The 24,273-nt window shown below is 53.6% G+C and carries 20 protein-coding genes; 19 read left to right on the top strand and 1 reads right to left on the bottom strand.

Annotation, left to right across the window (positions count from 1 at the left end):
- The first annotated feature begins 3 nt into the window (after positions 1-3).
- The 14 genes from ilvA (at position 4) to BLQ17_RS09275 (ending at position 17,476) form a co-directional block, all read left to right on the top strand.
- Positions 4-1,512: a threonine ammonia-lyase, biosynthetic gene (ilvA, locus tag BLQ17_RS09340; protein ID WP_092222143.1), complete on the top strand. Its 1,509-nt coding sequence runs from the start codon at positions 4-6 to the stop codon at positions 1,510-1,512.
- Complete coding sequence (locus BLQ17_RS09335) at positions 1,487-4,000, top strand: hypothetical protein (protein WP_092222141.1); 2,514 nt, start codon at positions 1,487-1,489, stop codon at positions 3,998-4,000. Before ilvA ends, BLQ17_RS09335 begins: the two co-directional genes overlap by 26 nt.
- The gene (gene holA / locus BLQ17_RS09330) at positions 3,987-5,354 is read left to right on the top strand and encodes a DNA polymerase III subunit delta (RefSeq protein ID WP_092222139.1); all 1,368 of its coding nucleotides are present in this window, start codon (positions 3,987-3,989) and stop codon (positions 5,352-5,354) included. Before BLQ17_RS09335 ends, holA begins: the two co-directional genes overlap by 14 nt.
- A 205-nt stretch (positions 5,355-5,559) precedes the next feature.
- Entirely contained in the window at positions 5,560-5,874 is a 315-nt protein-coding gene (clpS, locus tag BLQ17_RS09325; protein WP_092222135.1) for an ATP-dependent Clp protease adapter ClpS, read from the top strand.
- Between the two features lie 40 nt (positions 5,875-5,914).
- Positions 5,915-8,179, top strand: coding sequence for an ATP-dependent Clp protease ATP-binding subunit ClpA (gene clpA / locus BLQ17_RS09320; RefSeq protein ID WP_092222133.1), 2,265 nt, complete (start codon positions 5,915-5,917; stop codon positions 8,177-8,179).
- 166 nt (positions 8,180-8,345) lie between these two features.
- Positions 8,346-8,684 carry a histidine triad nucleotide-binding protein gene (locus BLQ17_RS09315; protein WP_092222131.1) on the top strand — a complete coding sequence of 113 codons (339 nt, stop codon included), beginning with the start codon at positions 8,346-8,348 and terminating at the stop codon, positions 8,682-8,684.
- A 99-nt stretch (positions 8,685-8,783) separates the two neighbouring features.
- On the top strand, positions 8,784-10,139 hold the full coding sequence (locus BLQ17_RS09310; RefSeq protein WP_218121748.1) for a DNA recombination protein RmuC: 1,356 nt from the start codon (positions 8,784-8,786) through the stop codon (positions 10,137-10,139).
- A 110-nt stretch (positions 10,140-10,249) separates the two neighbouring features.
- On the top strand, positions 10,250-11,773 hold the full coding sequence (locus BLQ17_RS09305) for an AMP-binding protein (protein ID WP_092222127.1): 1,524 nt from the start codon (positions 10,250-10,252) through the stop codon (positions 11,771-11,773).
- 57 nt (positions 11,774-11,830) lie between these two features.
- Positions 11,831-12,652, top strand: a complete 822-nt coding sequence (locus tag BLQ17_RS09300) for an amino acid ABC transporter permease (RefSeq protein WP_092222125.1) — start codon at positions 11,831-11,833, stop codon at positions 12,650-12,652.
- 47 nt (positions 12,653-12,699) lie between these two features.
- Positions 12,700-13,530: a transporter substrate-binding domain-containing protein gene (locus tag BLQ17_RS09295; protein WP_092222123.1), complete on the top strand. Its 831-nt coding sequence runs from the start codon at positions 12,700-12,702 to the stop codon at positions 13,528-13,530.
- 108 nt (positions 13,531-13,638) lie between these two features.
- A complete protein-coding gene (locus BLQ17_RS09290; protein WP_092222121.1) occupies positions 13,639-14,553 on the top strand; it encodes an amino acid ABC transporter permease in 915 nt (304 codons plus the stop codon).
- A gap of 14 nt (positions 14,554-14,567) precedes the next feature.
- Complete coding sequence (locus BLQ17_RS09285) at positions 14,568-15,953, top strand: MFS transporter (RefSeq protein WP_092222285.1); 1,386 nt, start codon at positions 14,568-14,570, stop codon at positions 15,951-15,953.
- A 202-nt stretch (positions 15,954-16,155) separates the two neighbouring features.
- On the top strand, positions 16,156-16,566 hold the full coding sequence (gene nikR, locus BLQ17_RS09280) for a nickel-responsive transcriptional regulator NikR (protein ID WP_092222119.1): 411 nt from the start codon (positions 16,156-16,158) through the stop codon (positions 16,564-16,566).
- Positions 16,567-16,627: 61 nt separating this feature from the next.
- Positions 16,628-17,476 carry a histidinol-phosphatase gene (locus BLQ17_RS09275; RefSeq protein WP_092222284.1) on the top strand — a complete coding sequence of 283 codons (849 nt, stop codon included), beginning with the start codon at positions 16,628-16,630 and terminating at the stop codon, positions 17,474-17,476.
- A 33-nt stretch (positions 17,477-17,509) separates the two neighbouring features.
- Here the strand turns inward: BLQ17_RS09275 and nifA are convergent, their stop codons facing one another.
- Positions 17,510-19,105, bottom strand: a complete 1,596-nt coding sequence (gene nifA, locus BLQ17_RS09270; RefSeq protein ID WP_176761158.1) for a nif-specific transcriptional activator NifA — start codon at positions 19,103-19,105, stop codon at positions 17,510-17,512.
- A gap of 395 nt (positions 19,106-19,500) precedes the next feature.
- Between nifA and nifH the strand changes: the two genes are divergently transcribed.
- The 5 genes from nifH to nifK all read left to right on the top strand — a co-directional run bounded on the left by nifH (position 19,501) and on the right by nifK (position 24,209).
- Complete coding sequence (gene nifH / locus BLQ17_RS09265; protein ID WP_092222117.1) at positions 19,501-20,328, top strand: nitrogenase iron protein; 828 nt, start codon at positions 19,501-19,503, stop codon at positions 20,326-20,328.
- 51 nt (positions 20,329-20,379) lie between these two features.
- Complete coding sequence (locus BLQ17_RS09260; RefSeq protein WP_092222115.1) at positions 20,380-20,724, top strand: P-II family nitrogen regulator; 345 nt, start codon at positions 20,380-20,382, stop codon at positions 20,722-20,724.
- Complete coding sequence (locus tag BLQ17_RS09255) at positions 20,721-21,095, top strand: P-II family nitrogen regulator (protein WP_092222113.1); 375 nt, start codon at positions 20,721-20,723, stop codon at positions 21,093-21,095. The genes BLQ17_RS09260 and BLQ17_RS09255 overlap by 4 nt, the downstream gene beginning before the upstream one ends.
- A gap of 20 nt (positions 21,096-21,115) precedes the next feature.
- Entirely contained in the window at positions 21,116-22,753 is a 1,638-nt protein-coding gene (gene nifD, locus BLQ17_RS09250) for a nitrogenase molybdenum-iron protein alpha chain (protein ID WP_092222111.1), read from the top strand.
- An 82-nt stretch (positions 22,754-22,835) separates the two neighbouring features.
- The gene (nifK, locus tag BLQ17_RS09245) at positions 22,836-24,209 is read left to right on the top strand and encodes a nitrogenase molybdenum-iron protein subunit beta (RefSeq protein WP_092222109.1); all 1,374 of its coding nucleotides are present in this window, start codon (positions 22,836-22,838) and stop codon (positions 24,207-24,209) included.
- Positions 24,210-24,273 lie beyond the last annotated feature (64 nt).

Below are 24,273 nucleotides of genomic sequence, written 5' to 3'. Positions count from 1 at the left end.
CGAGTGCAAGATCTTTTCAAGAAAATTCTCACCTCCCGTGTCTACGAAGCGGCCATCGAATCATCCCTGGACGAGGCTACCGCCCTTTCCGCCAGACTCAACAACAGGATATTGCTAAAAAGAGAAGATCAGCAGCCGGTCTTTTCCTTCAAGATTCGTGGGGCCTACAACAAGATAGCCCACCTTGACCCCGAGCAGCGCAAGCTCGGCGTTATCACTGCCAGTGCCGGAAACCACGCCCAGGGTGTTGCCTTTGGCGCCCAGAAGCTCGGCATCCGTGCCCTGATCGTCATGCCGGTGACCACACCGAGGATCAAAATAGAAGCGGTCAAGCGATTAGGCGGCCAGGTTGTTCTGCATGGCAACAATTATTCCGAAGCCGCAGCCCATGCCGACCAGCTGCAGCAGGAAAGAGGCCTGGTATCGATCCATCCCTTTGACGACAAACTGGTAATCGCCGGCCAGGGAACCATAGGCGTCGAGCTGCTCAGGCAGAATCCCGGCCGTCTCGACGCCGTATTTCTTCCCATTGGCGGGGGGGGATTGATCGCAGGGGTAGGACTCTACCTGAAAACCCTCCGGCCGGAGATAAAAATAATCGGCGTCGAGCCCGAAGACAGCGACGCGATGCACAGATCACTCTCAAAACGCAGCAGGATAACGCTCGACTCGGTTGGCATCTTCGCCGACGGTGTTGCGGTGAGGAGGGTGGGAAAGCTTACCTACAACCTGTGCCGTAAATATGTCGACGAGATCGTGACAGTGACGACCGATGAACTCTGTTCCGGCATAAAGAACATTTATCTGGCAACCCGCTCCATAGTCGAACCCGCAGGTGGCCTCGGCATGACCGGAGTTGTGAAATACATCCAGCAAACCGGATGTACGGGGAGGACTTTTATCGCGATAAACTCCGGCGCGAACATGAATTTTGAGAGGCTGCGGTATGTTGCGGAAAGAACACTGATCGGTGAAAAGCAGGAGGCGCTTTTTGCCGTAACCATCCCGGAGCGTCCCGGAGCCCTGAAACGATTCTGCACAGAACTGGTAGGACGGCGCAACATAACCGAATTCAACTACCGCCTTGCCAGCCGGGACAGGGCCCACATCTTTGTCGGCATCACCATCAGCAACAAAGACGAGAGGGTTGATTTTGCCAAACAGCTCGACAGGGCCGGCTACGACAATATCGACCTGACCGACAACGACCTTGCCAAGACCCACGTCAGGTACATGGTCGGCGGCAAATCAGACGAAGTTGTCAATGAACGGGTTTTCCGTTTCTGGTTTCCGGAAACTCCGGGCGCACTGGCCCGGTTCCTCAAGGCGATCAGGGGTAAACATAACATTTCCCTTTTCCATTATCGTGCCCAGGGCGGGGACTTCGGCAGAGTTCTCATAGGGTTGGAATGCCCCAACGACAGCAGCCGCGATCTTGCCAACCTGCTCGACACCATCGGCTACCGGTACCAGGAAGAGACGGATAATGCTGTCTACGATCTGTTTTTGTGAGAAGATTTTTTTTCCGCAGTCTGTGATTTTCCTGACAATGATTGCTCATTTTCACCAGACATACCGTCTCGGCGCGATTCGCATCCTGACATCGATTGCCCTTCTGCTGCTCTGCTCTTTTCCTGTTGCGGGAACAACCCTTAAAAATGCGAGCGACAGAACCCTTACAAGATGCGGGGATTCCGCGCTGTTGCATCACCGGACGGAGCCGCCCCAGCAGTTTTTGTCGTCGCTGAATTACAGGCAGCAGCGGATAATCCGCGCCTTCTGCGGCTTTACCGAGGTAAACCGACTGCAGGCCAAGAAAATTTTCGCTCAGCTGCACAACCAGGACCTGGGATTCGACACTATTGTCTTTCTCGACAAATTCACCGCCCAAGCCGACGCCACCGTCGACAAGACCCTCGAGCTTTTGCAAATCATCGGCCATGACCACTTCATGGCCGACGCCACGCTGTCTCTTATGGCTGACAACATGGAGATATCCTGCCAGCAGACAGTTGATTTCTTCAAACGGTTCACCTCGCTTACCACCGCCCAGCAGTGGACGGTAAAAGGTCTGGTTCCATTATACCGGGGAGACTTCAAAGAGCTTCTCGCCACAATCGATACGATTTCCTCGCTCCCGAAGCCGACCCTTGACCCGCTTACCGCATATTTAAAGCGGCCGGAGATCACCTTCCGGGAGGCTGCCGAAGCGGCTTCTCTTGTCGCAGCGATCAGCAATTATTCCGTAAACACCCGGTGGAGCGCCGGCGGATTCCTCAGCCATCCGCTGATCACCCCCGAATCTCTGAAATATTGGTTTACCGATTTTCTGCCGCAGCCGGTCGCACAACGGGAAAACAGCTATCGCGCTCTCTTGCCGCACCAGAAAAATATCCTGCTGCAATCCTATGCATACGGGGCCAGAAATCCGATCACCCTGATCAACAACCTCCACGATGTGACCGACCCGGACGGCAGGGAGATTCCCAACGCGGTCCTGCTGAAGATGAACGACGGCCAGCTGCAGGAGCTGTTCGACAACCTGCTGCTTCCGGCTGACAGTAGGCTGGCCGGTCGTTTTGCAGAGGCTCTTGAGCGTCGACAGTCGGAGCTTGCCGTAGCAATCCTGCACCAGGCAACCGAACAAGCCAGACACCTTGCTGCCAAACAACTGACCAGCGCCCATATCTACGTTCTGCTCAGCCGCCAGGACCAGCTTTACACCTCTTCCTTTCGCGACATCCTGGCCCCGGAGCTGTTTGATCGGATGATGACCCAGTACCAGAGCCTCCTTGATTTTCTGGCGGCTGTCGACCCGCAGGGGCTGTACACCGCAAGCTTTATAACGAACCTGGCGTGGCGGGGCATGATGCCTCTTTTTATGCCCCAAGGGTCCGCTCAGCAGCAGCAACTGCTCGACCTGATATGTAACAGACTGCTCGACTCCCCGCAGAGCCTGCTGCGTTTTTCGGTTTTTTTCGAAAACCTCCTGCCCGCCTTCACCCCCGAGTGCAGATCGTACTACATCGCAGCGCTTGTTGCAAAACTCGACCAAGCGCCAGCCCGGATGCAGCTGCTGCTGAAGACGATACTCGACTACCACCTCGCCAACCACAGCCGGTTACTGGCACCACAGGACCGAAAGAACATCGCCACAGCTCTGACGAAAAGATCTGTCAAAGAAATAGATACACCATATCCGCCGTTACCGCTGGCAAGCTGGCTGCAGGACAAAAAACTCCGTAGCCTTTCCGTATTCCACCCTGACGAAGACGGCCGCAGCTCCTACCTGTCGTTTACCGTGGAGCTGCTCCACCATGACTATCACCCTTTTTTGTCGACACTTTTCAACCCGGAGCCGGTCCCGGAGAGTGTAACCCGCTTCATGAAAAACATCAGGACAGTGCCAGCCGATTTTCACCGGCTGGCGGCCGACCTCTATCTCAAGTGCGTACAAACCCCGGTGATTATCGATTGGCGAAAAACGACGAATGGCGTTGAAATCGTGCACTCAGTCGGTGTATACCATGGGGAAGCCGTGCAGCTGCATCTCCTCAGGGACCTGTTTTCAGGCGGGGTGGAAATGTATTGCCAGCGCGGCCACAGTTACTGGCGTTACCTCCAGCTGCTGACCCCCCTTGAAAAGCTCACTGACCGGGAGAAGTACCCGACCAGCCTGCCGGCAGACTTTTCTCACCTGCTGTCCCTTGGCTCCTGCGGGGGTATCGAGTCGTACCAGAGCCTGAACAGCCTTTTCAACGGACGGGTGGATATCTTTGCAGCTGTGGGGACCGGCAGAACTGAAGTAAATGATTTGTACAACATCAGGCTGCTGGAACTCTTCGCTTCCCCGTCGCCGCCTGCAACCTGGAAAGCGGCAGCGGAGCTGACCGCTCCTGTTTTCCCCGAAAATGCCGACATGGATTACCTACAACCAGGGTCCCTGCCAGCGATTATGCATAAACTGTTCTACACATTACAAAACGATGCCAGTCATTAAGCGTACAGACTTTCTCGCAGCCCTTGACACCGGTACCCCCGTCTCGTCACGCTGTTTTCTATTTTTCGGCGAACGATTTCTCTGCAAACAGGCGGCCGACCGGCTCCAGGACGTTTTGCTGGCGAACCAGGCGGGGACCATCCACCTCATCGACGGCGAGCTGGAGAACCCGGAACGGACTCTGTCGCGCCTGATGAGTTTCAGCCTGCTGCCCGGCCTGCAGATCTACCGGGTAAACGACAGCGGCATCTTTCATTCCCGGACGGTTGCATCGGAGCTATGGAACAAGGCCGATGCCGGCAACAGTGAGGGCCGGCACACCGCGGCCCGGAAAAACCTTTGCGCCATGGTCCAGACCGCAGGGATGAGCGTTGACTCCCGGAGTCCGCTCTCGGAAATGTCCGCAACAGAGTGGAAGAAGCTGTTCGGGTTCGCCAAACCCGCAGAAGACCTCGCCTGGGCCGACAGGATTGTCTTTGAAAACAGAGACCGGATTCACCCGAAAGGAACGACTCCTGTGGACAGCTACATCGCCGCTCTGGAAAAGGGGCTCCCCGCAGCCAACCTGCTGATTCTTACCACCGAAACGGTGGATAAAAGACAGCGCCTTTTTACCTACCTGAAACAAAACGGAACCGTCGTCGACTGCAGCGTGACTGCGGGGTCCACAAGTGTCGCCAGGAAGGACCAGAAAGTCGTGGTGGAGGAGATGATGCTGAAAACAGTGGCCGCATTCGATAAAAAGATCGACCCGCAGGCGGTTGAGCTTTTTCTTGACCGGGTCGGCTTTCATCCCGTCGCAGTCGTCACCGAAACCGAGAAACTGGTCCACTACGTCGGGGACAGGCGGACCATAACCGTCGATGATCTCAACCTGATGGTTGCCAAGAACCGGGAAGACGTGCTCTATGAACTCACCGATGCGTTCGGCAGAAAACAGCTGGGTCAGACCCTTGCGATCATGAACAGCCTCCTCGATCAGGGGGTTCACAGCCTGGCGCTGATCGCCACCATGAGAAACTATCTCCGTCGGCTCCTGGTATTCCGCTCTCTGCAGTTCAAAGAAGCTCCGGCATGGCGGAGGGGGATGAACGCCAGGGACTTCCAGAATCGGTATCTCCCCGAGCTCAAAGCCATGGGAGAATGGAAGGAATTGCTCTCGGGGCATCCCTACGCCCTGTACATGAGCTTCACCAAGGCTTCGGAATACTCGGTTGCAGGTCTTAAAAGATGGCTTATACTGTTGCTTGACGCGGAATACAAAATCAAGAGCTCCGCCCTTCCCTCAAGGCTGATACTCGAAGAGCTCTTTATCTCGATGCTCAAGGGCAAAACCGGCCCGGATCTTTCATGACCGCAGCCTCTTCTGCTTGATAACAGCCAGGGGATTGCAAGGGTTTCGAGCGGGAAGTTCCAGTCTTTGGTGCAGGCGGTAGACGGCCTTTTCCAACCCGGGTGTTATGTGTTATATTGTAATTAAAGAGGACGGTATTAGTGTTTATTCAACCCCCTAACATTACAGGATTAAAACATTACAACAATTTTTGGTAAGATGAGCCATGGCCAAGAATAAAAACCAACACGAAAGCTCTGTTCTTACAGAGGACGCAACCGATGTAAAAGAACCAAAGCTGTACAAGGTGCTGCTGCACAACGACGATTACACAACGATGGAATTTGTCATCTCCATCCTGGAAACCGTTTTTCATAAATCGACCAATGACGCTACTAAAATAATGCTTAATGTTCACAATGAGGGGATAGGGATAGCTGGTGTATACACCAGAGAGATCTGTGAGACAAAGATATCCGTGGTACATCAATTGGCTAAGAAAAATGAGTTTCCGCTTCGCTGTTCAATGGAAACAGTTTAACTGGTGAAAGATATCTTTCACGCAACCGAGCGCTGATACAATGCTGAGTAAAACACTTGAGAAATCCCTGATATTGGCCATTCGGGAAGCAAAAAACCATAATCATGAGTATGTCACCGTAGAACACATGCTTTACGGTCTGCTTCACGATGAACTGACCAGCTACATCATCAATGAGTGCGGGGGATCTACCGAGGTGCTCAAGGAACGGCTGGAGAGGTTCTTTGTCCGCGAGATCCCAAAAATCGCGGCGGGAAGCGCCGGTGAACCCGCCCAGACCATTGCTTTTAATCGGGTACTGCAGCGGGCTGTCGCCCATGTGCAGAGTTGCGGCAAACAGCAGGTGGACAGCGGGGACGTGCTGGTATCTATCTTCAGTGAGGAAGAGTCCCATGCAGTCTATTTCCTTACCGCTGTGGGGCTGGGCAAGATGGCGGTGGTCAATTTTATCTCCCATGAACTGCCCGCCGATGGGTTGCAGAAAGAACCGTTCAGGTCTCCTCCAACACGCCCGGGAACGCATCCTAACACCAAGGAAGCAAAAGCCCTTGAAGAATACACTATCAACCTCGCCAGCTATGCCGCCCAGGGGCGTCTTGATCCGCTCATCGGCCGGTCCGAGGAAATTTCCAGGATAATGCAGGTGCTCTGCAGGCGCAAGAAGAACAACCCTTTGCTTGTGGGAGAACCGGGAGTCGGAAAAACCGCCATGGCCGAAGGACTGGCCCTGCGCATTCACGAAGACAAGGTTGCCCGTGCAAATGGTGAAAAAGCACAGGTTCCCGAACTGCTCCAGGATATCGAAATCCACCTGCTGGATATGGGGACCCTGGTTGCGGGCACCAAGTATCGCGGCGACTTCGAGAAAAGGCTCAAGGCGGTGGTGGCCGCCATCGAGCAGAAGGAAAACGCCATCCTCTTCATTGACGAGATGCATACCATCGTTGGCGCCGGCGCCACCAGCGGCGGCTCCATGGATGCTTCAAACCTTCTCAAGCCTGCGCTGCAGTCGGGTATACTGCGCTGCATAGGCTCTACTACCTACGAGGAGTACAAGAACCAGATAGAGAAGGATCGTGCCCTGTCCAGACGGTTCCAGAAAATTGATATCGACGAACCGTCTGTTGAGGATACCGAAAAGATCCTCAAGGGGTTGCAGAAAAAATATGAAGACCATCACAATATCCATTACTCAAAGAACTCGTTGAAAGCGATGGCCGAGCTGTCGTACAGGTACATCAACGAGAGGTTTCTGCCCGACAAAGCGATCGATGTGATGGACGAAGTTGGTTCGCTGTTCCGCCTTGAAGGGCGGCAGGGGTCAATGGTAAAAATTACCGATGTTGAAAAAGTCGTCTCGAAGATGGCCAGGATTCCCGCAAAAAACAGCACGACATCGGAAGTCCACGAGCTCAGAGAGCTTGCCAACCGGCTGAAGAAAGTCATATTCGGCCAGGATCAGGCGATCGAAGCGGTGACCACCGCCGTAAAAAGATCCCGGGCAGGGCTCGGAAATCCCGATTCGCCCACCGGCAGCTTCATCTTCGCCGGTCCGACAGGCGTGGGTAAAACCGAGGTTGCAAGGCAGCTCGCCGCCGTCCTCAATGTTCATTTTGAGAGATTCGACATGAGCGAGTATATGGAAAAACACGCGGTGGCCCGGCTTATCGGTTCCCCCCCGGGTTATGTGGGATTCGACCAGGGAGGCCTGCTGACCGAAGCTATCCGTAAACATCCGTACTGCGTCCTCCTGCTGGACGAGATAGAAAAAGCGCACCAGGATATTTTTTCCATCCTGCTGCAGGTCATGGACCACTCGACCTTGACCGACAACTCGGGGAGAAAGGCGGATTTCAGGAACGTCATTATCATCATGACCACCAACGCCGGGGCGCGGGAGCTCGCCAGCAAGTCTATCGGCTTTGTCACCAGCAAAAAAGGCAAGGACACCTCGGCGATAAACAAACTGTTTGCACCGGAATTCAGAAACCGTCTCGACGCCATCGTCTCCTTTAGTTCGCTTGATCAGGAAGCAACCGAGAAGGTTGTCGACAAGCTTATCGGCGAACTCGAGAGCCAGCTCGCCGAAAAACGGGTGACCATCAAGCTCACCGACAACGCCAGAAGATATCTGGCGAAGAAGGGCTACGATCCCGACTATGGCGCCCGTCCTCTGCGACGTCTTATAATGAAAGAGATCGGCGACACCCTCACTGAGGAGATACTGTTCGGCAAGCTCGCCAAGGGCGGTGAGGCTACCGTCGACAACAAAGAGGGGGAACTGACCTTCAGTTACCTTAAATAGCGCGTAACACCGATTTATACCAGCTGCCTTTACCGCTGCAGACTTTACATACCGCAGGGTGGTTTCTTCAGGAAATTATTTTGCGGTATTTTTTTAACCTGTTATATAAAAGAGTTGGCCCGTACCTTTTGTTTTCACAACAACCAAAAGCTCCAGGAGAACAGAGATGGATGACTGTATTTTCTGTAAAATAATTGCCGGCGACATCCCCTCCCAGAAATTGTATGAAGACGATGACGTTATCGCATTCTGGGATATTTCCCCACAGGCTCCCGTACATTTTCTCGTGGTTCCCAAAAAACACATCCCGGCCCCTGTCGACGTCGCCGAAGAAGACGAAAAGCTGATTGGCAAACTGTTTCGCGTCGCCGCCCAAATAGCAAGAGAACAGAACGTTGACGACGGCTACCGTGTCATCTTCAACAACGGCAAAAAAGCCGGCCAAGAAGTCTTCCATATCCATATGCATATCCTTGGCGGCAAGGACAGGCCGTGGCCGATGTAACCCGGGCAGCTGTCGTCCAACGAGCCGTTACCCGGCGACCGGATTTGTCCGTCTGGAGTCGGACCGGCCGACCGGCCCGTAGAACGTGGGGACGAGAGCGTGGCAACTGATCACCCTATGCAGCAACTATCGCTACTTATTACAAACGGGCTGGAAATGTTTTTCAGACCCTGGATAGACCCTGCCGTCTTGCTTTCGCTCTTTTTTCTCCTCTGTCTTACAGCCTCCGGCTGCAGCGCCTTGTTGCTGCTCAAAAACAGGTGGCTCAAGCGACAGCTGGCCAGGCAGGAACAGAGCGAAAAGTCATGTGCCGACAAGCTCAGCAGCGCCCTGATTCGGGAAGCTGAGCTTTCCGCCCGACTGCAAAGCGAGAGGCAGCACGGCCATGAAAAACTGCAGCTGCTCGAGGACGCACGGGAAGAGTTGAAACTTCAGTTCGAACACCTGGCAGCACAGATCTTTGAAGATAAGTCGACCAGGTTCAGTGAGCTCAACCAGACAAAGCTCGACGCAATCCTCGGTCCGTTCAACACCCAGCTGGGGAGGCTGAAGAGTGAAATAAACGAGATGTACCTGAGCGAGACCAGAGACCGCACCTCGCTCAAACAGGAGATCCTGCAGCTCAAGGAGCTGAACGTGACGATGGCCAGAGAAGCCGAGAACCTGACCAGGGCGCTCACAAGCGACAACAAGAGTCAGGGCAACTGGGGCGAGATGATCCTTGAAAACATCCTGGAGAAATCCGGACTGAGAAAAGGACACGAATACCGGACCCAGGGAGCTTTCCGGGACGCCGACAACAAATTGTTCAAGCCGGACATCATTGTCCACCTGCCCGGCGACAAGGATATCGTCATCGACTCCAAGGTCTCGCTTTTGAGCTGGGAGAGGTTCGTCTCCTGCGATGACCAGGACTTGAAAACGCATCACCTGAAACAACTTTCAGGATCGATAAGAACTCATGTGAACCAGCTCAGCGAGAAAAGCTACCAGCTGCTCCGGGGAATAAATTCACTCGACTTCGTGCTCATGTTCCTGCCTATCGAAGCCGCTTTTTCGACGGTAGTCAGAGACGATGACACCCTGGTAACCGACGCGCTCAACAAAAACATTATCATCGTAACCCCGACGACCCTGCTTGCAACCCTGAGGACGGTCGGCAACATCTGGCATTTCGAACACCAGAGCAGGAATTCCCAGGAGATTGCCAGGCGGGCCGGACTGATGTACGACAAATTTCGTGGTTTCATGGAAGATATGGAAAAAATCGGCAAACAGCTCGCCATGGTGCACAGCAGCCATGAAGCGGCCTTTGACAAACTTACCAGGGGACGCGGCAACCTGGTGTCCCAGGCGTCCCAGCTCAAGTCCCTGGGGGTCCAGACAAAAAAGGACCTGCCCCGCTCTATCACCGAGGTTGCCGAAATAAACGGTGATGATGGTGACGACCGGTAAATGTAGCGGACGTTGCCAAACAGGCGAAAAAGTGGTAGGTCAGATGATCTATCAAACAATTCCTGCCGGATACCGGCATTAACCTGAATATAAACAACCGCCGGGAGGTCATGGTGCTGCTCCATCAAAGGTTTATAGACATTGCCAAGAAATTCGGCAGCAAGAAGGCGATTCACGATTTTTCGACCAACAGGGAGTTGAGCTATAAAAAAACACTTATAGCAAGCCTGATACTGACCCGTATCATAAAGCGGTACCACAGCGGTTTTATCGGCGTCATGATTCCGACATCGGCCGGCTGTATCCTGGCTAAACTTGCCATCCTCATGGCGGGGCGCGTCCCGGTAATGATAAACTACTCCACCGGGGCTGAGCAAAACGCCAGATATGCCCAGCAAAAATGTAATTTCACAACCATTATCACTTCGAAAACCCTGCTCGAGAAAATAGAATGCCCGGTTGTAGAAGGCATGGTCTTTCTCGAAGATATCATGGCCTCCGTCACCGGTTTTGACAAAATCAGGGCACTGATTACCGCGTCTTTTCCTGCGGGACTGCTCAAGAAACTGGTATCTTGCGGCGACGAAAACAACACCGCGGTAATCCTGTTTACCAGCGGAAGCGAAAAAGATCCCAAGGCGGTGGAACTCAGCCATAAAAATATCCTTTCAAACGTAAGCTCCGTCACCCCGATCTTCGAATTCAGGAGCGACGATATCTTTATGTGCGCCCTGCCCTATTTTCATGTATTCGGCCTGACCGCGGTCCTGTGGCTGCCCCTTTACCACGGGATGACCATGCTCACCTACGCAAATCCGCTCGATTACCAGAAAATCTGCACTATCGTCCGGGAACACCAGGCCACCTTCCTTATCGGCACCCCCGCTTTTTTCTGGGGCTACCTGCGTAAATCCTCCCCCGGCGACTTCGCCAGTCTCCGAATAGCGCTTACCGGGGCCGACAAATGTTCCGACGCGCTGCGGGAAGGTTTTAAAACCAAGCACAACATCACCGTACTGGAAGGATACGGCGCCACCGAGTGCTCCCCAATCATTTCCACCAACACCCCTGCCTGCAACCGCCCCGGAAGCGTCGGCAAACCGATTCCCGGGACCCGGGTGCGCATTATCCATTACGAAACGGAAGACCAGTGCAAACCAGGGGTGGACGGCCGTATCCAGGTCAAGGGCGACAGCGTGATGAAGGGGTATTATAACGATGCGGAACAGACCTGTAAAAATGTCAAAGACGGCTGGTACGATACCGGCGACATGGGCAACCTCGACGAAGACGGCTACCTCTGGCATGTCGGTAGACTCAAGCGGTTCGTGAAAATCGGCGGGGAGATGGTCTCGCTTGTCAGGATAGAGCATGTACTGGAAAAACTGCTTCCCGAGGATTCGTTCTGCTGTGTCGTCGAGGTACCCGATACGATCAAGGGGTCGCGGATAATAGCCGTTGTCACCGGAGAGGTCGACGAACAGGCAATTCTTGAACAGATGGCCGGACAGCTGCCGCCCATCGCCCTGCCGAAAGCTTTTCTGGTATGGGAAAGTCTGCCCAAGATGGGAAGCGGCAAAATTGATTTCAGAACCATTACCGAACAGATCCGACAACAACTCAAACCCAGCTGAGATTGCCGGGGTTCTAAGCCTTATTGACGTTAAACCATAGTGCCAGACCGACAGGACATGCCAGCCGCGTTTACCAATAGATCGACCAGGGGGACGATCCGCACCTTTTTCAGGTCTCCGCTGTTTGACGTAATACAGTTTACGGCACTCATACTGGTTTTCGGCCTGCTGGTACTTCGAAGCGGGGCGACAACAGGGTACAACTGGCAGTGGTACCGAATCCCCCAGTATCTCTTTACCCTTGACCAGTCGGGCTTCACCGCCGGGCCGCTGCTCACAGGGCTGGGAATTACCGTGAAAATATCTGGTATCAGCCTTCTCTTTTCCCTCGCCATAGGGCTGACCACCGCCTTTTTCCGCCTCTCGCGCTCTTTCGTCGCCAGGTGCCTGGCTACTATTTACCTGGAAACCAGCCGCAACACGCCGCTGCTGATCCAGATATTCTTCATCTACTTCGTCCTTGGACCGACGCTTGGTTTCAATCGTTTTTTTTCCGCCGTTCTTGCGCTTTCCATCTTTGAAGGCGCCTACACCTCCGAAATCTTCAGATCGGGCATCCAGTCGGTACCCCAGGGACAGATAGAGGCGGCCCGCAGCCTCGGGTTGTCCACATACTACACCTACCGCCATATCGTCTTGCCCCAGGCCATCAGGACCATCCTCCCGCCGCTGACAAGCCAGGCGATATCGCTGGTCAAGGATTCGGCCCTGGTCAGCACCATCGCAATATACGACCTGACCATGCAGGCGCAGTTTCTCGTTGCCGAAACCTACCTCACCTTTGAGATATGGTTTACCGTTGCGGCGATCTACCTGGCAATGACACTATTTTTATCGGTAGTTGTTGGTTTTATGGAAAAACGTCTTAAGTTACCCTAATGCTGTTAAACGATTATCAACCAGCTAACCCCAACAGGAGACACGAAATGGTACGAAATCGCTTGTGGTCGTCAGCCATAGCCCTCATCCTTGCATTCTGCCTTGCAGGCATAAGTCAAGCCGCCTCGATCCAGCAGGAGATCGCCGGTTCAAGCACCCTTGAGACGATCAAGAAAAGGGGAGTGCTTAAAGTCGGCATGGATATATTCCAGCCCTGGGCGATGAAGGACAAAAACGGCCAGCTGATCGGCTTTGAGATCGATGTGGCCAAACGCCTTGCCCAGGACATGGGAGTAGAGGTGGAATTTGTACCTACCGCCTGGTCCGGCATCATTCCGGCGCTGATGACAGGAAAGTTCGATGTTATCATCGGCGGCATGGGCATAACAGCCAAACGCGCCCTGCAGGTAAACTTCACCCAGCCCTATGAGTTTTCCGGAATGAGCATCGTGGCGCACAAAAAACTTGCTGCGGGGTTCGACTCGCTGGAAGACTTCAACAGCCCGGACGTGGAAATCGCTGTAAAACTCGGCACCACCGCGGCGGCGGCGGCGAAAAAGTTCATCCCAAAAGCCAAACTCCGCATGTTTGACTCCGAACCCCAGGCCTACCAGGAGCTGCGCAACGGAAAGGTTCACGCGGTCGTGGGCTCTGCCCCCCGGCCGGCTTACGAGGCCGTCGATTACTCCGACTCGCTGTTTCTGCCTTTCCAGGGGACCTTCACCAAGGAACCCATAGGCTTTGCTTTACGAAAAGGCGACCCCGATACCCTGGCCTACTTCAACAGCTGGATCACCGTCGTCCAGCTCGAGGGATGGCTCGATGCAAGGCACGCCTACTGGTTCGGAACAAAGGACTGGATCGACCAGATTCAATAGAGGACACAACCGTAACGGCTCATTTGACAACAGATCCGGACTGGGGTGAAGCCGCTTCCATTGTTCCCATAGCCGGATACCGCCAATCAGACCCGTCGGGTAATTTTTATGCACGCAAGAAAACCTGCTGTAACATTGCTCGACGTGGTCGTTCTGTTTCTGATCCTGGCGTTTTTCGCCTATCTTGCCTACCGTCTCTTTTTTTCCCTGAATTACAACTGGAACTGGGATGTTATTTTCACCTACCTGGTCCGCTTCGACAGCGAGACCCGGGCGTGGACGACCAACATTCTCCTTGACGGCTTCATAACCACCATAAAATTGTCCGTTTGGGGCACCCTGTTGGCAATTGTCATAGGTGTTGTTGTCGGGCTGATGCGGGTTTCCCCACGGCTCTTTTTCCGGATGGTCGGCCGCACCTACATAGAAGCCATCCGCAACACCCCACCCCTGGTGCTGGTGTTTATCTTCTACTATTTTATAAGCGACCAGATCCTTACCGCCCTGAAGGTGGAAGAACTGGTGCGGGCAAGCTCCGGTCCGACCAGGCAATACCTTTCGTTCTTTCTCACCAAGCCCGTTCTTATTCCCCAGTTTCTCTCGGGAATGCTCACCCTGGCCCTTTTCCAGGGCGCATACATTGCCGAAATCGTCCGCGCCGGGATAGAGGCAGTTGACACCGGACAGTGGGAAGCCGGCAAAGCGATAGGACTGGGCAGATGGCAGCAGATGCGCTTCATCATTCTGCCCCAGGCGGCAAAAATCATGCTGCCGCCTCTGGCCAACGAATTCATCAACACCATAAAATGGTCCTCGATCGTCTCAATCATCTCCATCCAGGAACTGACCTTCCAGGGGATGCAGGTAATGGCATCGACCCAGGCGACCATCGAAGTCTGGATCACCATATCCCTGATGTACCTTTCTGTCTGCCTCCTGCTCTCTGTCATGGTCAGAAAAATTGAAAAACATCTCCGACGAACGGAACAGGTAATGACCACCTATCAGCAGACTGGTCCTTGATTTTGCGGGTATTTATGAAAAAACAATCCAATTCGCCATATTCGCTGCCCAACATCAGGCTCTTTATCGCCTTTAGAGTATTTTTCAACGCCAGGTTCTATTATCCCGTTTTTACCATCCTTTTCCTGGATTTCGGTCTCACCATCGAACAATTTGCCCTGCTCAACACCGTCTGGGCCATAACCATTGTCAGCGCCGAGGTTCCTTCCGGGGTACTTGCCGATATCCTGGGCAGAAAGTACCTGATAGTCACAACCTCGGTGCTGATGGTGATGGAAATGTGCCTCATTGCCTTTGTGCCTCTTGGCAACTCCGCGGTCATCTTCTGGGTATTCCTGTTCAACCGTGTCCTCAGCGGTCTTGCAGAAGCCATGGCCAGCGGTGCCGACGAAGCCATCGCCTACGACACCCTGGTAGCAAACGGCACCCCCGACGACTGGCCCAGGGTTCTCAGCCTGCAGATGCGGCTCCGCTCGTTTGCGTCGATGATCACCATGACCGTCGGCGCACTGCTGTATGATCCCCAGGTTGTTGCCAGACTCCTGGCACTGGCCGGGATTGAGACCTCCATCAGCCAGCAGACAACCATGCGATTTCCCATTTATCTCACCCTGGTCCTGGCGATCCTGGCGACGGTCGTAGCGCTGAAGATGGAGGAAGAGCGGAGCACGGAACAGCAGGAAAACGGTTTCAGCATTGCCGGGGCGCTGCAGAAGACCTGGCGGGCCGGTCTCTGGATCGGCCGCACTCCTTTCGCCCTCGGTGTCATCCTGTTCGGCATGTGTTACGATCACATCTTACGGATGATCGTCACAATGACCAGTCAATATTTTCGCCTTATCGATCTTCCGGAGGCGAGTTTCGGCCTCATCGGCTCGGCGATGGGACTGCTTGGCCTTATCACCCCCAAAATCGCCGAGAGGATGGCCGCTGCCAACTCGCCGCGAACCAACATGCTGTGGGTGCTCGCAATCGCCATGGCAGGACTTGTCGGCCTCACAGGATTTGTGCCCTACTGGGGTCTGATCCCCATGGGGTGCATTTTTGGGGCAATGATGCTGGTCTCTTTTTTCGTCAGCCACTACCTCAACAGGATTACCGAATCACACCAGCGCGCCACGGTGCTCAGCTTCAAGGGGCTGGCTTTCAATCTGGCCTACGGACTTATCGGCTTTTTCTTTGCGGCCCTGATAACCACCCTCCGCCTAAAAGAGAGTTCTGCCCACCCCGACTGGTCTGTAACGGTTGTGGAAAACCGGGCGTTTATGGAAGGAATCGGATGGTTTCCGTGGTATACGCTCTGCTGCGCAGGGGTGTTGATGATCTACTGCGGATACCGCCTCAGGAAAACCGACACCTACAGAAAAGTTCCGGCCCAGACCTCGAACACCGCACCATGACCGATGAAATAGAGGGATCTGGCACTACCAGGCGGCTCTCACTACTGTTTTGTTGCGCTGGTTCGACGTTCTATATATAATGAGGGCCAACGTGTTTACCATTTTAGCTGAATATTTTTCGTCTGTCGTTTTAGCGGATCAGACCCGCTTTTCATGAAATATTCAGACTGACTACCAGTTCTTCCGGATAAAGGTTGCCGCAATGCTGAAAAGGTTCTCCATATCGCTTGAGGAAAAACTGCTGAAGATCTTTGACGAACATATCAAAGCCCGCAGCTACTCAAACAGGTCAGAAGCCATCAGGGATCTCATTCGAAAAGCTTTTGTCAAGGAAGAATGGATGTCTGACAAACAGGTTATGGGCGTCATCAGCCTGGTTTACGACCATCACCAGCACAAGCTCCAGGAAAAAGTGACCCTGGTGCAGCACGACTATCATCACCAGATCGTGTGCACCACCCATGTCCACATGGACCATGACAACTGCCTGGAGGTGATCGTGGTAAGAGGCAAGGCAAAAGAGGTGCAGGATCTGGCGGACAGGCTGAATGCGCTCAAAGGGGTGCGCGATGCAAATCTTGCCATGTCGAGCACCGGTCGGTCCCTCCATTGACGAATGCGCAGGTGATCTGCAGACTTTTTCCCAGTTTTATTCACCGGCAATCCAATCCACTATGAAACCAGCTTCGTTAGTATCGATCCACGGAGGACACAGCGGCCAGTTCTGCGACCACGCCAGGGACACTCTTGAAAAGATTATAAGGCGTTATATCGAGCTCGGCTTCACCTGGGTCGGTATAACCGAGCACACCCCACCCATATCCGACAACCTGCTCGACCCGGGTCAGCGAAAGCTTGGATTCACCGCTGAGTCGCTGCTTGAAAAATTCGCGGACTATTTCGTTGAAATAAGGCGGTTGAAGCAGCTTTACAGGGACCGCCTGGAAATATTTGCCGCCATGGAAATCGAGACATACAGCGGCTATCGCCAATTCGTCCCCTTCCTTGTCAAAACCTTTCAGCCCGACTATTTTGTCGGCTCCGTGCATTTCGTAGGCGACATCAACTTCGACTATTCGGAAAAACTGTATCGGCGGGCAATAGATAGCGCAGGGTCCATCGACAACCTTTACCTGAAATACTTCGACCTGCAGTATGAGATGATCGACCTGCTCAACCCGCCGGTGGTGGGCCACTTCGACCTGATCCGCATCTTCGATCCAGACTACCGCAGCCGCCTGCTGCGCCCTGACATAAACCGGAAAATTGAAAGAAACCTTGAGCTGATTAGACAAAAGGACCTTATCCTGGACCTCAACCTGCGCGCCCTGTACAAGGGAAACGATGAGCCCTACATCTCCCGGAGGATTCTTGAGAAAGTACGTGAAATGGAAATTGCGGTGGTTCCGGGCGACGACTCCCACAGTGTCGACTCGGTGGGCAACCACATGACGACTGCAATAGAACTTCTTAGGGACATGGGGTTTTCAACCGAATGGCGCAAACCCGGGCCGATCTTGTGACCAGGGCAGACAGAGAGCGGCGGCCGCTTTCTTTCAGCGAAAGGAATCGTAACGGTTCAGTCCGTATTTTCTGATGCGATAACCGATCTGCCGCTCGGTCAGGCCGAGTTCTTTGGCGGCCCGCACCTGCACCCACCCGTTTCTTCTGAGCGCCGCCTCGATCTCTATTTTCTCAATTTCCTGCAGGGATTTTCTCTTCGGCTCCACCGTCCTTTGGACAATAGCTTCATTTTTCTTCTCAACTTCACGTGGTGGTTTTTCCGTCTTAAAGAAGTTTGGCGGCAAATCCGCCAGGGTCAGCCTGTCATTTTCTGCCAGGATTACCATGCGTTCCACCAGGTTCTGCATCTCCCTGACGTTGCCGGGCCACGGATAGGTAATCATGAAGTCAAGCAGCTCGGAGGTGAGCTTGATCTGCTTGTTATTCCTTTCGTTGCTTTTGCCGAGAAAATGGCTGAACAAAAGGGGAATGTCTTCATTGCGCTCTCTTAAGGGGGGAAGCACCAGGGGGACAACGTTGAGCCGATAATAAAGATCCGCCCGGAAGCTCCCCTCTTCCACTGCCAGTTCAAGGCTGACGTTGGTTGCGGCGACAATCCGCACGTCTACATCGTAGGTCCTGGAGCCGCCGATCCGTTCAAACTGTTTTTCCTGGAGCACCCTGAGCATTTTCGCCTGGAGGGCAAGCGGCATTTCCCCGATCTCGTCAAGGAATATGGTACCGCCGTCGGCAAGTTCAAACCGGCCGGGACGTTCGGCGTGGGCGCCGGTAAAGGCCCCCCGCTCGTGACCGAACAGTTCGCTTTCCAGCAGGGTTTCGGGAAGGGCTGCGCAGTTGATCTTAACAAACGGCTTGTCCTTGCGGCTGCCCCCCTCGTGGATCGCCCGCGCCACAAGTTCCTTGCCGGTCCCCGACTCCCCGAGCAGAAGGGCGGTCACATTGCTGCTGGAAATTTTATCAATGATGCTGAAGACCTCCTGCATCGGCTTGGAATGACCGATGATGAAGTGATCGCCGTGTACTTGGTGCAATTTGGCCTTAAGCGACTGGTTTTCCTCAATCAGCCTCGCCTCTTTCTTCTCTATCTCCCGGTGCAGCATGACAAACTGTGCCACAAGAGTGGCGAGAATGGTGAGAAACCTCACATCCTCCTCAAAAAAAACCTCGTCACCGAACAGACGATCGACTGTCAGCACGCCCTCGGGGTTGCCGCCGACCACCACCGGAACGCCGAGAAACGATATTTTCGACCGGCTGACCCGGGTCCGCGCCCCGGTCCTGTTTAAAAACAGCGGTTCACTTTCAATGTCGGGGACGACAAACGGCGAGCATGTCTGAAATATTTTCCCGCACACCCCCTCGTCGAGATTGTACACCCCCCGCAGTTCTTCATGGGCGGACAAGCCGCAGGAAGCCCTGATGACGAGCTTTTGTTTCACTTTGTCCAGAAACAGCAGAGTGGCCCGCTCCATCTGCAAAGTGTTCTCCAGCACCCCGAGGATCTTCTGCAGGGTGGTCTCAAGGTCGACAGCAGAACCTATCAACTCAGTTATTCTGTGAAGGGCGAGCAGCTCCATCCCCTGAGTGTGGTTGTCTGCACCAACCCCGGTCCTGTCCGTCAGCTTCATTGGTTAGCACTCCTTGACACTTTATCTTGATATTGCCAGGCAAGCTCGCCGGTGGTGTCTACCCGGCAGCTTCTCACTCTTTGACAAGAGAACCGCAAGCGTCTGCCGTGCCCGCTTGTCGTCGATACGGTACTTATTAGTCTTTATTTTACATTTTTGCAACAATATTTGTTTTCTTCAAAAGTGTTTCTTTGAAACATTTTTTTGTTACATTTTTGTATCTTTCTCACATAAAGGATGCGGCGGACAACGGGACCAAAACAGGATCACACCTGACAAGATATTGTTTTTCAACGAAATAAAAAAACATCAGGTCCGGGTGGCACAGCCTCTGCAATGGTACGATCAAACCTCGTTTGAGCAGCAAGATCAACCAACATGTCAAGGTGACCACAATGAGAAAAGTAGCAATTTATGGCAAAGGCGGAATAGGCAAATCCACAACAACCCAGAATACAGTAGCCGGTCTTGCCGAACTGGGAAGGAAGGTGATGGTTGTCGGCTGCGACCCTAAAGCGGATTCGACCCGGCTTCTTCTTGGCGGCCTGGCGCAGAAATCGGTGCTGGACACCCTGCGGGAAGAGGGAGAGGATGTCGAGCTCGACGATATCCGCAAGCAGAGTTTCGGCGGGTCCTGGTCCGTTGAGTCAGGAGGCCCCGAGCCGGGAGTCGGATGCGCGGGACGCGGGATCATCACTTCAATCAATATGCTTGAATCACTCGGTGCCTACGATGAAAGCGAAGGGCTGGACTATGCCTTTTACGACGTCCTGGGCGATGTTGTTTGCGGCGGCTTCGCCATGCCGATCAGAGACGGCAAGGCGGAAGAGATATACATCGTCTGTTCCGGCGAGATGATGGCCATGTACGCCGCCAACAACATCTGCAAAGGAATCATGAAGTATGCCCAGTCCGGTGGAGTGCGGCTGGGAGGACTCATCTGCAACTCAAGAAATGTCGACAATGAAAAAGAGATGATAGAAGAACTGGCAAAAAAACTCGGAACCCAGATGATCTATTTCGTTCCTCGCGACAATGATGTCCAGCGGGCTGAAATCAACAGGAAAACGGTGATCGAATGGAACGGGGAGTGCGGGCAGGCAAATGAATACCGGGGCCTCGCCAAAGCCATCGACGAAAACAAGATGTTCGTAATCCCAACCCCTCTGGAGATCGAGGAACTGGAACAACTCCTGCTCGACTTCGGACTTCTGGAAGCCTGATCTTTTTCTTCCTGACCCAAACAACAAAAAAACAGACAAGGAGACAACAAGATGATGATCATGATCAGGGCGATAGTCAGGCCGGAAAAAGCGGACAACGTACTGGCGGCTCTTATGGATGCGGGATTTCCGGCGGTAACCAAATACTCGGTGACAGGGCGCGGCAAACAGCGGGGCATAAAGATAGGCGAGATCACCTATGACGAAATCCCCAAGACCATGCTGATGAGCGTGGTCCGCGAGCCGGACAGAGATTTCGCCATCAAAACCATTATCGAAGCCGCAAGAACCGGAGCAAAAGGGGCCTTTGGCGACGGCAAGATTTTTGTCACTGAAGTCGAGGAAGTCTACACCATCAGTTCGGGGATCAAAGAAGGGCTGGAGGAGACGGCATGAAAGAGGTAATCGCGGTTGTCAGGATGGACATGATGAACAACACCAAAAAAGGTCTGACCGAGTCGGGAATCGATTCCTTTTTCGCACACGAGGCCCAGGGACGCGGCTGGGGATTTGTCAACCGCAAATTGATCGAGGGCGTTGAGGAAGGATACGAAGAAGCAGCAGCCCTTCTCGGTGAAAAAGGAAAGCTTTACCCTAAAAGGATGATCACCGTCGTTGTGGAAGACGACAAGGTGGACGACGTTGTAGAGACAATCATGGCCTGCAACAGGACCAGCAAGCCGGGGGATGGAAAAATCTTTATACTGCCGGTGGCGGACGGCATACGTATACGCACCGGGGAAACGGGTAAAAAATCGATAGAATAAACCGCTGAAGGAGAACAACAATGGGAAAAGCGCAAAAACTGGTGCAGTGGGATCCCCACGACATCAAGGACAAACTGCTGGAAAAATACCCGCCGAAAGTCGCCCGAAAAAGAGCAAAACAGATAATGGTCAACGAGGCCCTGGAGAACAGCACCCCCGAGATCACGGCCAACGTACGTACCATTCCGGGCATAATCACCATGCGGGGATGCACCTACGCCGGCTGCAAAGGCGTTATCATGGGACCGACCAGTGATATTGTCAACCTGGTCCACGGACCGATCGGATGCAGCTTTTACGCCTGGCTCACGCGGAGAAACCAGACCGATGCGATAAACGACACCAACGCCAACTATATCACCTATGCGATGTCCACCGACATGCAGGACTCCGACATCATCTTCGGCGGGGAAAAAAAGCTCAAGGCGGCGATCCAGGAGGCCTACGACCTGTTTCATCCGAAAGCCATCGCGGTGTTCGCCACCTGTCCGGTCGGCCTAATAGGCGACGACATCCACGCGGTCGCCAAAGAGATGAAGACCAAGTTCGGCGACTGCAACGTGTTCGCCTTCAGCTGTGAAGGGTACAAAGGGGTCTCCCAGTCTGCCGGGCACCATATCGCCAACAACCAGGTGTTCACCCACGTGGTCGGCGACTCCGACAGCGAAAAAACCGGAGAGTATAAAATAAACCTGCTGGGTGAATACAACATCGGCGGCGATGGATTTGAAATTGACCGGATCCTCAACAAATGCGGGATAACCAACATTTCGACCTTTTCCGGCAACGCCACCTACGACAAGTTTGCCTCGGCAAACCAGGCGGATCTCAGCTGCGTCATGTGCCACCGGTCAATCAACTATGTTGCCGACATGCTAGAGACCAAATACGGCATCCCCTGGATCAAGGTCAACTTCATCGGTGCGGAAGCGACAGCAAAATCGCTGCGCAAGATAGCCCAATATTTTAACGACGAAAAGCTGACCAAAAAAGTCGAAGAGGTCATCGCCCAGGAGATGGCTCCGGTGGTAGCGGCGCGAAAAGATGTTTTCCCCAGGACTTCGGGAAAGACCGCGATGCTGTTTGTCGGCGGTTCCCGGGCGCATCACTATCAGGAACTGTTTACCGAGCTGGGGATGAAAACCCTTTCCGCCGGATACGAGTTCGCCCATCGCGACGACTATGAGGGCCGCCACGTCATTCCCCACCTCAAAGTCGACGCCGACAGCAGAAACATCGAGGAAATAGAAGTCAGCCCCGATCCGCAGCTCTACAAACCCAGGAAGAGCGAAGAGGAGATAAAAAAGCTCGAAGCAGAGGGGGTTGACTTCAAGGAATACGCGGGACTGAACGAGGCGATGGACGAAAACACCATCGTCATCGACGACCTGAACCAGTATGAAGCGGAAAAACTTGTCGAACTGTTAAAGCCGGACCTTTTCTGCGCCGGGATAAAGGAAAAATTTTCCATCCAGAAACTCGGCGTCCCGATGAAGCAGCTGCACAGCTACGATTCCGGCGGTCCCTATGCGGGGTTTACCGGAGCAATCAACTTCTACAACGAAATAGACAGGCTGGTAAACAGCAGGGTATGGGGTTACATGAAGGCGCCCTGGCAGGAAAACCCCGAACTTTCCGCCACCTACGCCTGGGAATAACAAGTTACGTTACAACAACAACTCTACCAATCTCACAAGTTTTTTCGAAAAACACCGGACAACCTTCATTAAAGGTAAGACAATGTTACTGAGACATACACCACAAGTGATTACAGAGCGTAAGGCTCTGACCATTAATCCGGCTAAAACATGTCAGCCCATAGGCGCCATGTACGCGTCTCTGGGAATAAAGGGCTGCCTGCCTCACAGTCACGGCTCGCAAGGGTGCTGCGCCTACCACAGGTCCACCCTGACCAGACACTACAAGGAACCGATATCGGCCGCCACAAGCTCGTTTACGGAAGGGGCTTCGGTTTTCGGCGGACAGGCAAACCTGCTGCAGGCAATCAACAATATTTTTACGGTGTACGAACCGGAAGCGATCGCCGTTCACACCACCTGTCTGTCCGAGACGATAGGCGACGATTTGCCGCAGATTTTCAACAAGGCGATCAAGGAGAAGAAAGTTCCTCCCGGCAAGACACTATTGGGGGCGCCGACGCCCAGTTACGTGGGATCCCATGTGACCGGCTTTTCCAATATGGTCAAGGCAATGGCCGGTCTGGCGGAAAACACCGGGACCAGGAACGGCAAAATAAACATCCTTCCCGGCTGGGTTGAGCCGTCGGACATGGAGGAAATAAAAAGAATCGCGGCCCTGATGGGGGTGAAAATCAGCATCTACCCGGACACGTCGGGCGTTCTCAACACGCCGCTGACCGGGAAATACAACATGTTTCCGGATGGCGGCACCTCCATTGCCGAGATCAGGGATTCCGGCAACGCCAGCGGCACTCTCGCTCTTGGAGAGTGGTGCTCGGCAGACGGTGCCCGCCTGCTCGACACCCAGTGCAAAGTGCCCTGCTCAATTCTCGACATCCCGGTCGGTCTCAAGGCCACGGACCGATTTATAGATGCCCTGCGCACTGTTGCCGGCACATCGGTCCCCGACGAGATCGCCACAGAAAGAGGCAGGCTGGTCGATTTGATTTCCGACATGCACCAATATTTCTACGGCAAAAAAGTAGCCCTTGTCGGAGACCCCGATCAACTGATCTCCATGACCGAATTCCTGGTCTCCATCGATATGCTCCCGGTCCATATCATAACCGGCACTCCGGGAAAGAAATTTGAGAAACGGATACAGGAGATCACCGCAGAGCTGAATTGCGAGGTAAACGTAAAAGCAAAAGGAGATATGTTTCTTCTTCATCAGTGGATCAAAAACGAACCCGTCGACCTCATCATCGGCAACAGCTACTGCAAATATATCGCCCGTGATGAAGACATCCCCTTTGTCCGCTGGGGCTTTCCGATACTCGACCGCCAGGGGCATCAATACTTTCCCTCAATAGGTTACATGGGTGGGTTGAGGCTTCTTGAAAAAATCCTGAACTGCCTGCTGGACAGAAAAGAAAGGGACGACACCGAGGAAAAATTCGAACTGGTTCTCTGATTCTACGGCGGTAACGGAAACAGCGCCACCAACTGCCGCCACCACAACCAAAAGGAACAAAACA

Source organism: Desulforhopalus singaporensis, from assembly GCF_900104445.1.
Taxonomy (GTDB): domain Bacteria; phylum Desulfobacterota; class Desulfobulbia; order Desulfobulbales; family Desulfocapsaceae; genus Desulforhopalus_A; species Desulforhopalus_A singaporensis.
This window is presented reverse-complemented; position numbering and strand designations above follow the sequence as displayed.

Coding starts and splice junctions, on each gene's coding strand:
- BLQ17_RS09335 (WP_092222141.1), top strand. CDS start 1,487: ATGCTGTCTACGATCTGTTTTTGTGAGAAGATTTTTTTTCCGCAGTCT.
- holA (WP_092222139.1), top strand. CDS start 3,987: ATGCCAGTCATTAAGCGTACAGACTTTCTCGCAGCCCTTGACACCGGT.
- clpS (WP_092222135.1), top strand. CDS start 5,560: ATGGCCAAGAATAAAAACCAACACGAAAGCTCTGTTCTTACAGAGGAC.
- clpA (WP_092222133.1), top strand. CDS start 5,915: ATGCTGAGTAAAACACTTGAGAAATCCCTGATATTGGCCATTCGGGAA.
- BLQ17_RS09315 (WP_092222131.1), top strand. CDS start 8,346: ATGGATGACTGTATTTTCTGTAAAATAATTGCCGGCGACATCCCCTCC.
- BLQ17_RS09305 (WP_092222127.1), top strand. CDS start 10,250: ATGGTGCTGCTCCATCAAAGGTTTATAGACATTGCCAAGAAATTCGGC.
- BLQ17_RS09300 (WP_092222125.1), top strand. CDS start 11,831: ATGCCAGCCGCGTTTACCAATAGATCGACCAGGGGGACGATCCGCACC.
- BLQ17_RS09295 (WP_092222123.1), top strand. CDS start 12,700: ATGGTACGAAATCGCTTGTGGTCGTCAGCCATAGCCCTCATCCTTGCA.
- BLQ17_RS09290 (WP_092222121.1), top strand. CDS start 13,639: ATGCACGCAAGAAAACCTGCTGTAACATTGCTCGACGTGGTCGTTCTG.
- BLQ17_RS09285 (WP_092222285.1), top strand. CDS start 14,568: ATGAAAAAACAATCCAATTCGCCATATTCGCTGCCCAACATCAGGCTC.
- nikR (WP_092222119.1), top strand. CDS start 16,156: ATGCTGAAAAGGTTCTCCATATCGCTTGAGGAAAAACTGCTGAAGATC.
- BLQ17_RS09275 (WP_092222284.1), top strand. CDS start 16,628: ATGAAACCAGCTTCGTTAGTATCGATCCACGGAGGACACAGCGGCCAG.
- nifA (WP_176761158.1), bottom strand. CDS start 19,105: ATGAAGCTGACGGACAGGACCGGGGTTGGTGCAGACAACCACACTCAG.
- nifH (WP_092222117.1), top strand. CDS start 19,501: ATGAGAAAAGTAGCAATTTATGGCAAAGGCGGAATAGGCAAATCCACA.
- BLQ17_RS09260 (WP_092222115.1), top strand. CDS start 20,380: ATGATGATCATGATCAGGGCGATAGTCAGGCCGGAAAAAGCGGACAAC.
- BLQ17_RS09255 (WP_092222113.1), top strand. CDS start 20,721: ATGAAAGAGGTAATCGCGGTTGTCAGGATGGACATGATGAACAACACC.
- nifD (WP_092222111.1), top strand. CDS start 21,116: ATGGGAAAAGCGCAAAAACTGGTGCAGTGGGATCCCCACGACATCAAG.
- nifK (WP_092222109.1), top strand. CDS start 22,836: ATGTTACTGAGACATACACCACAAGTGATTACAGAGCGTAAGGCTCTG.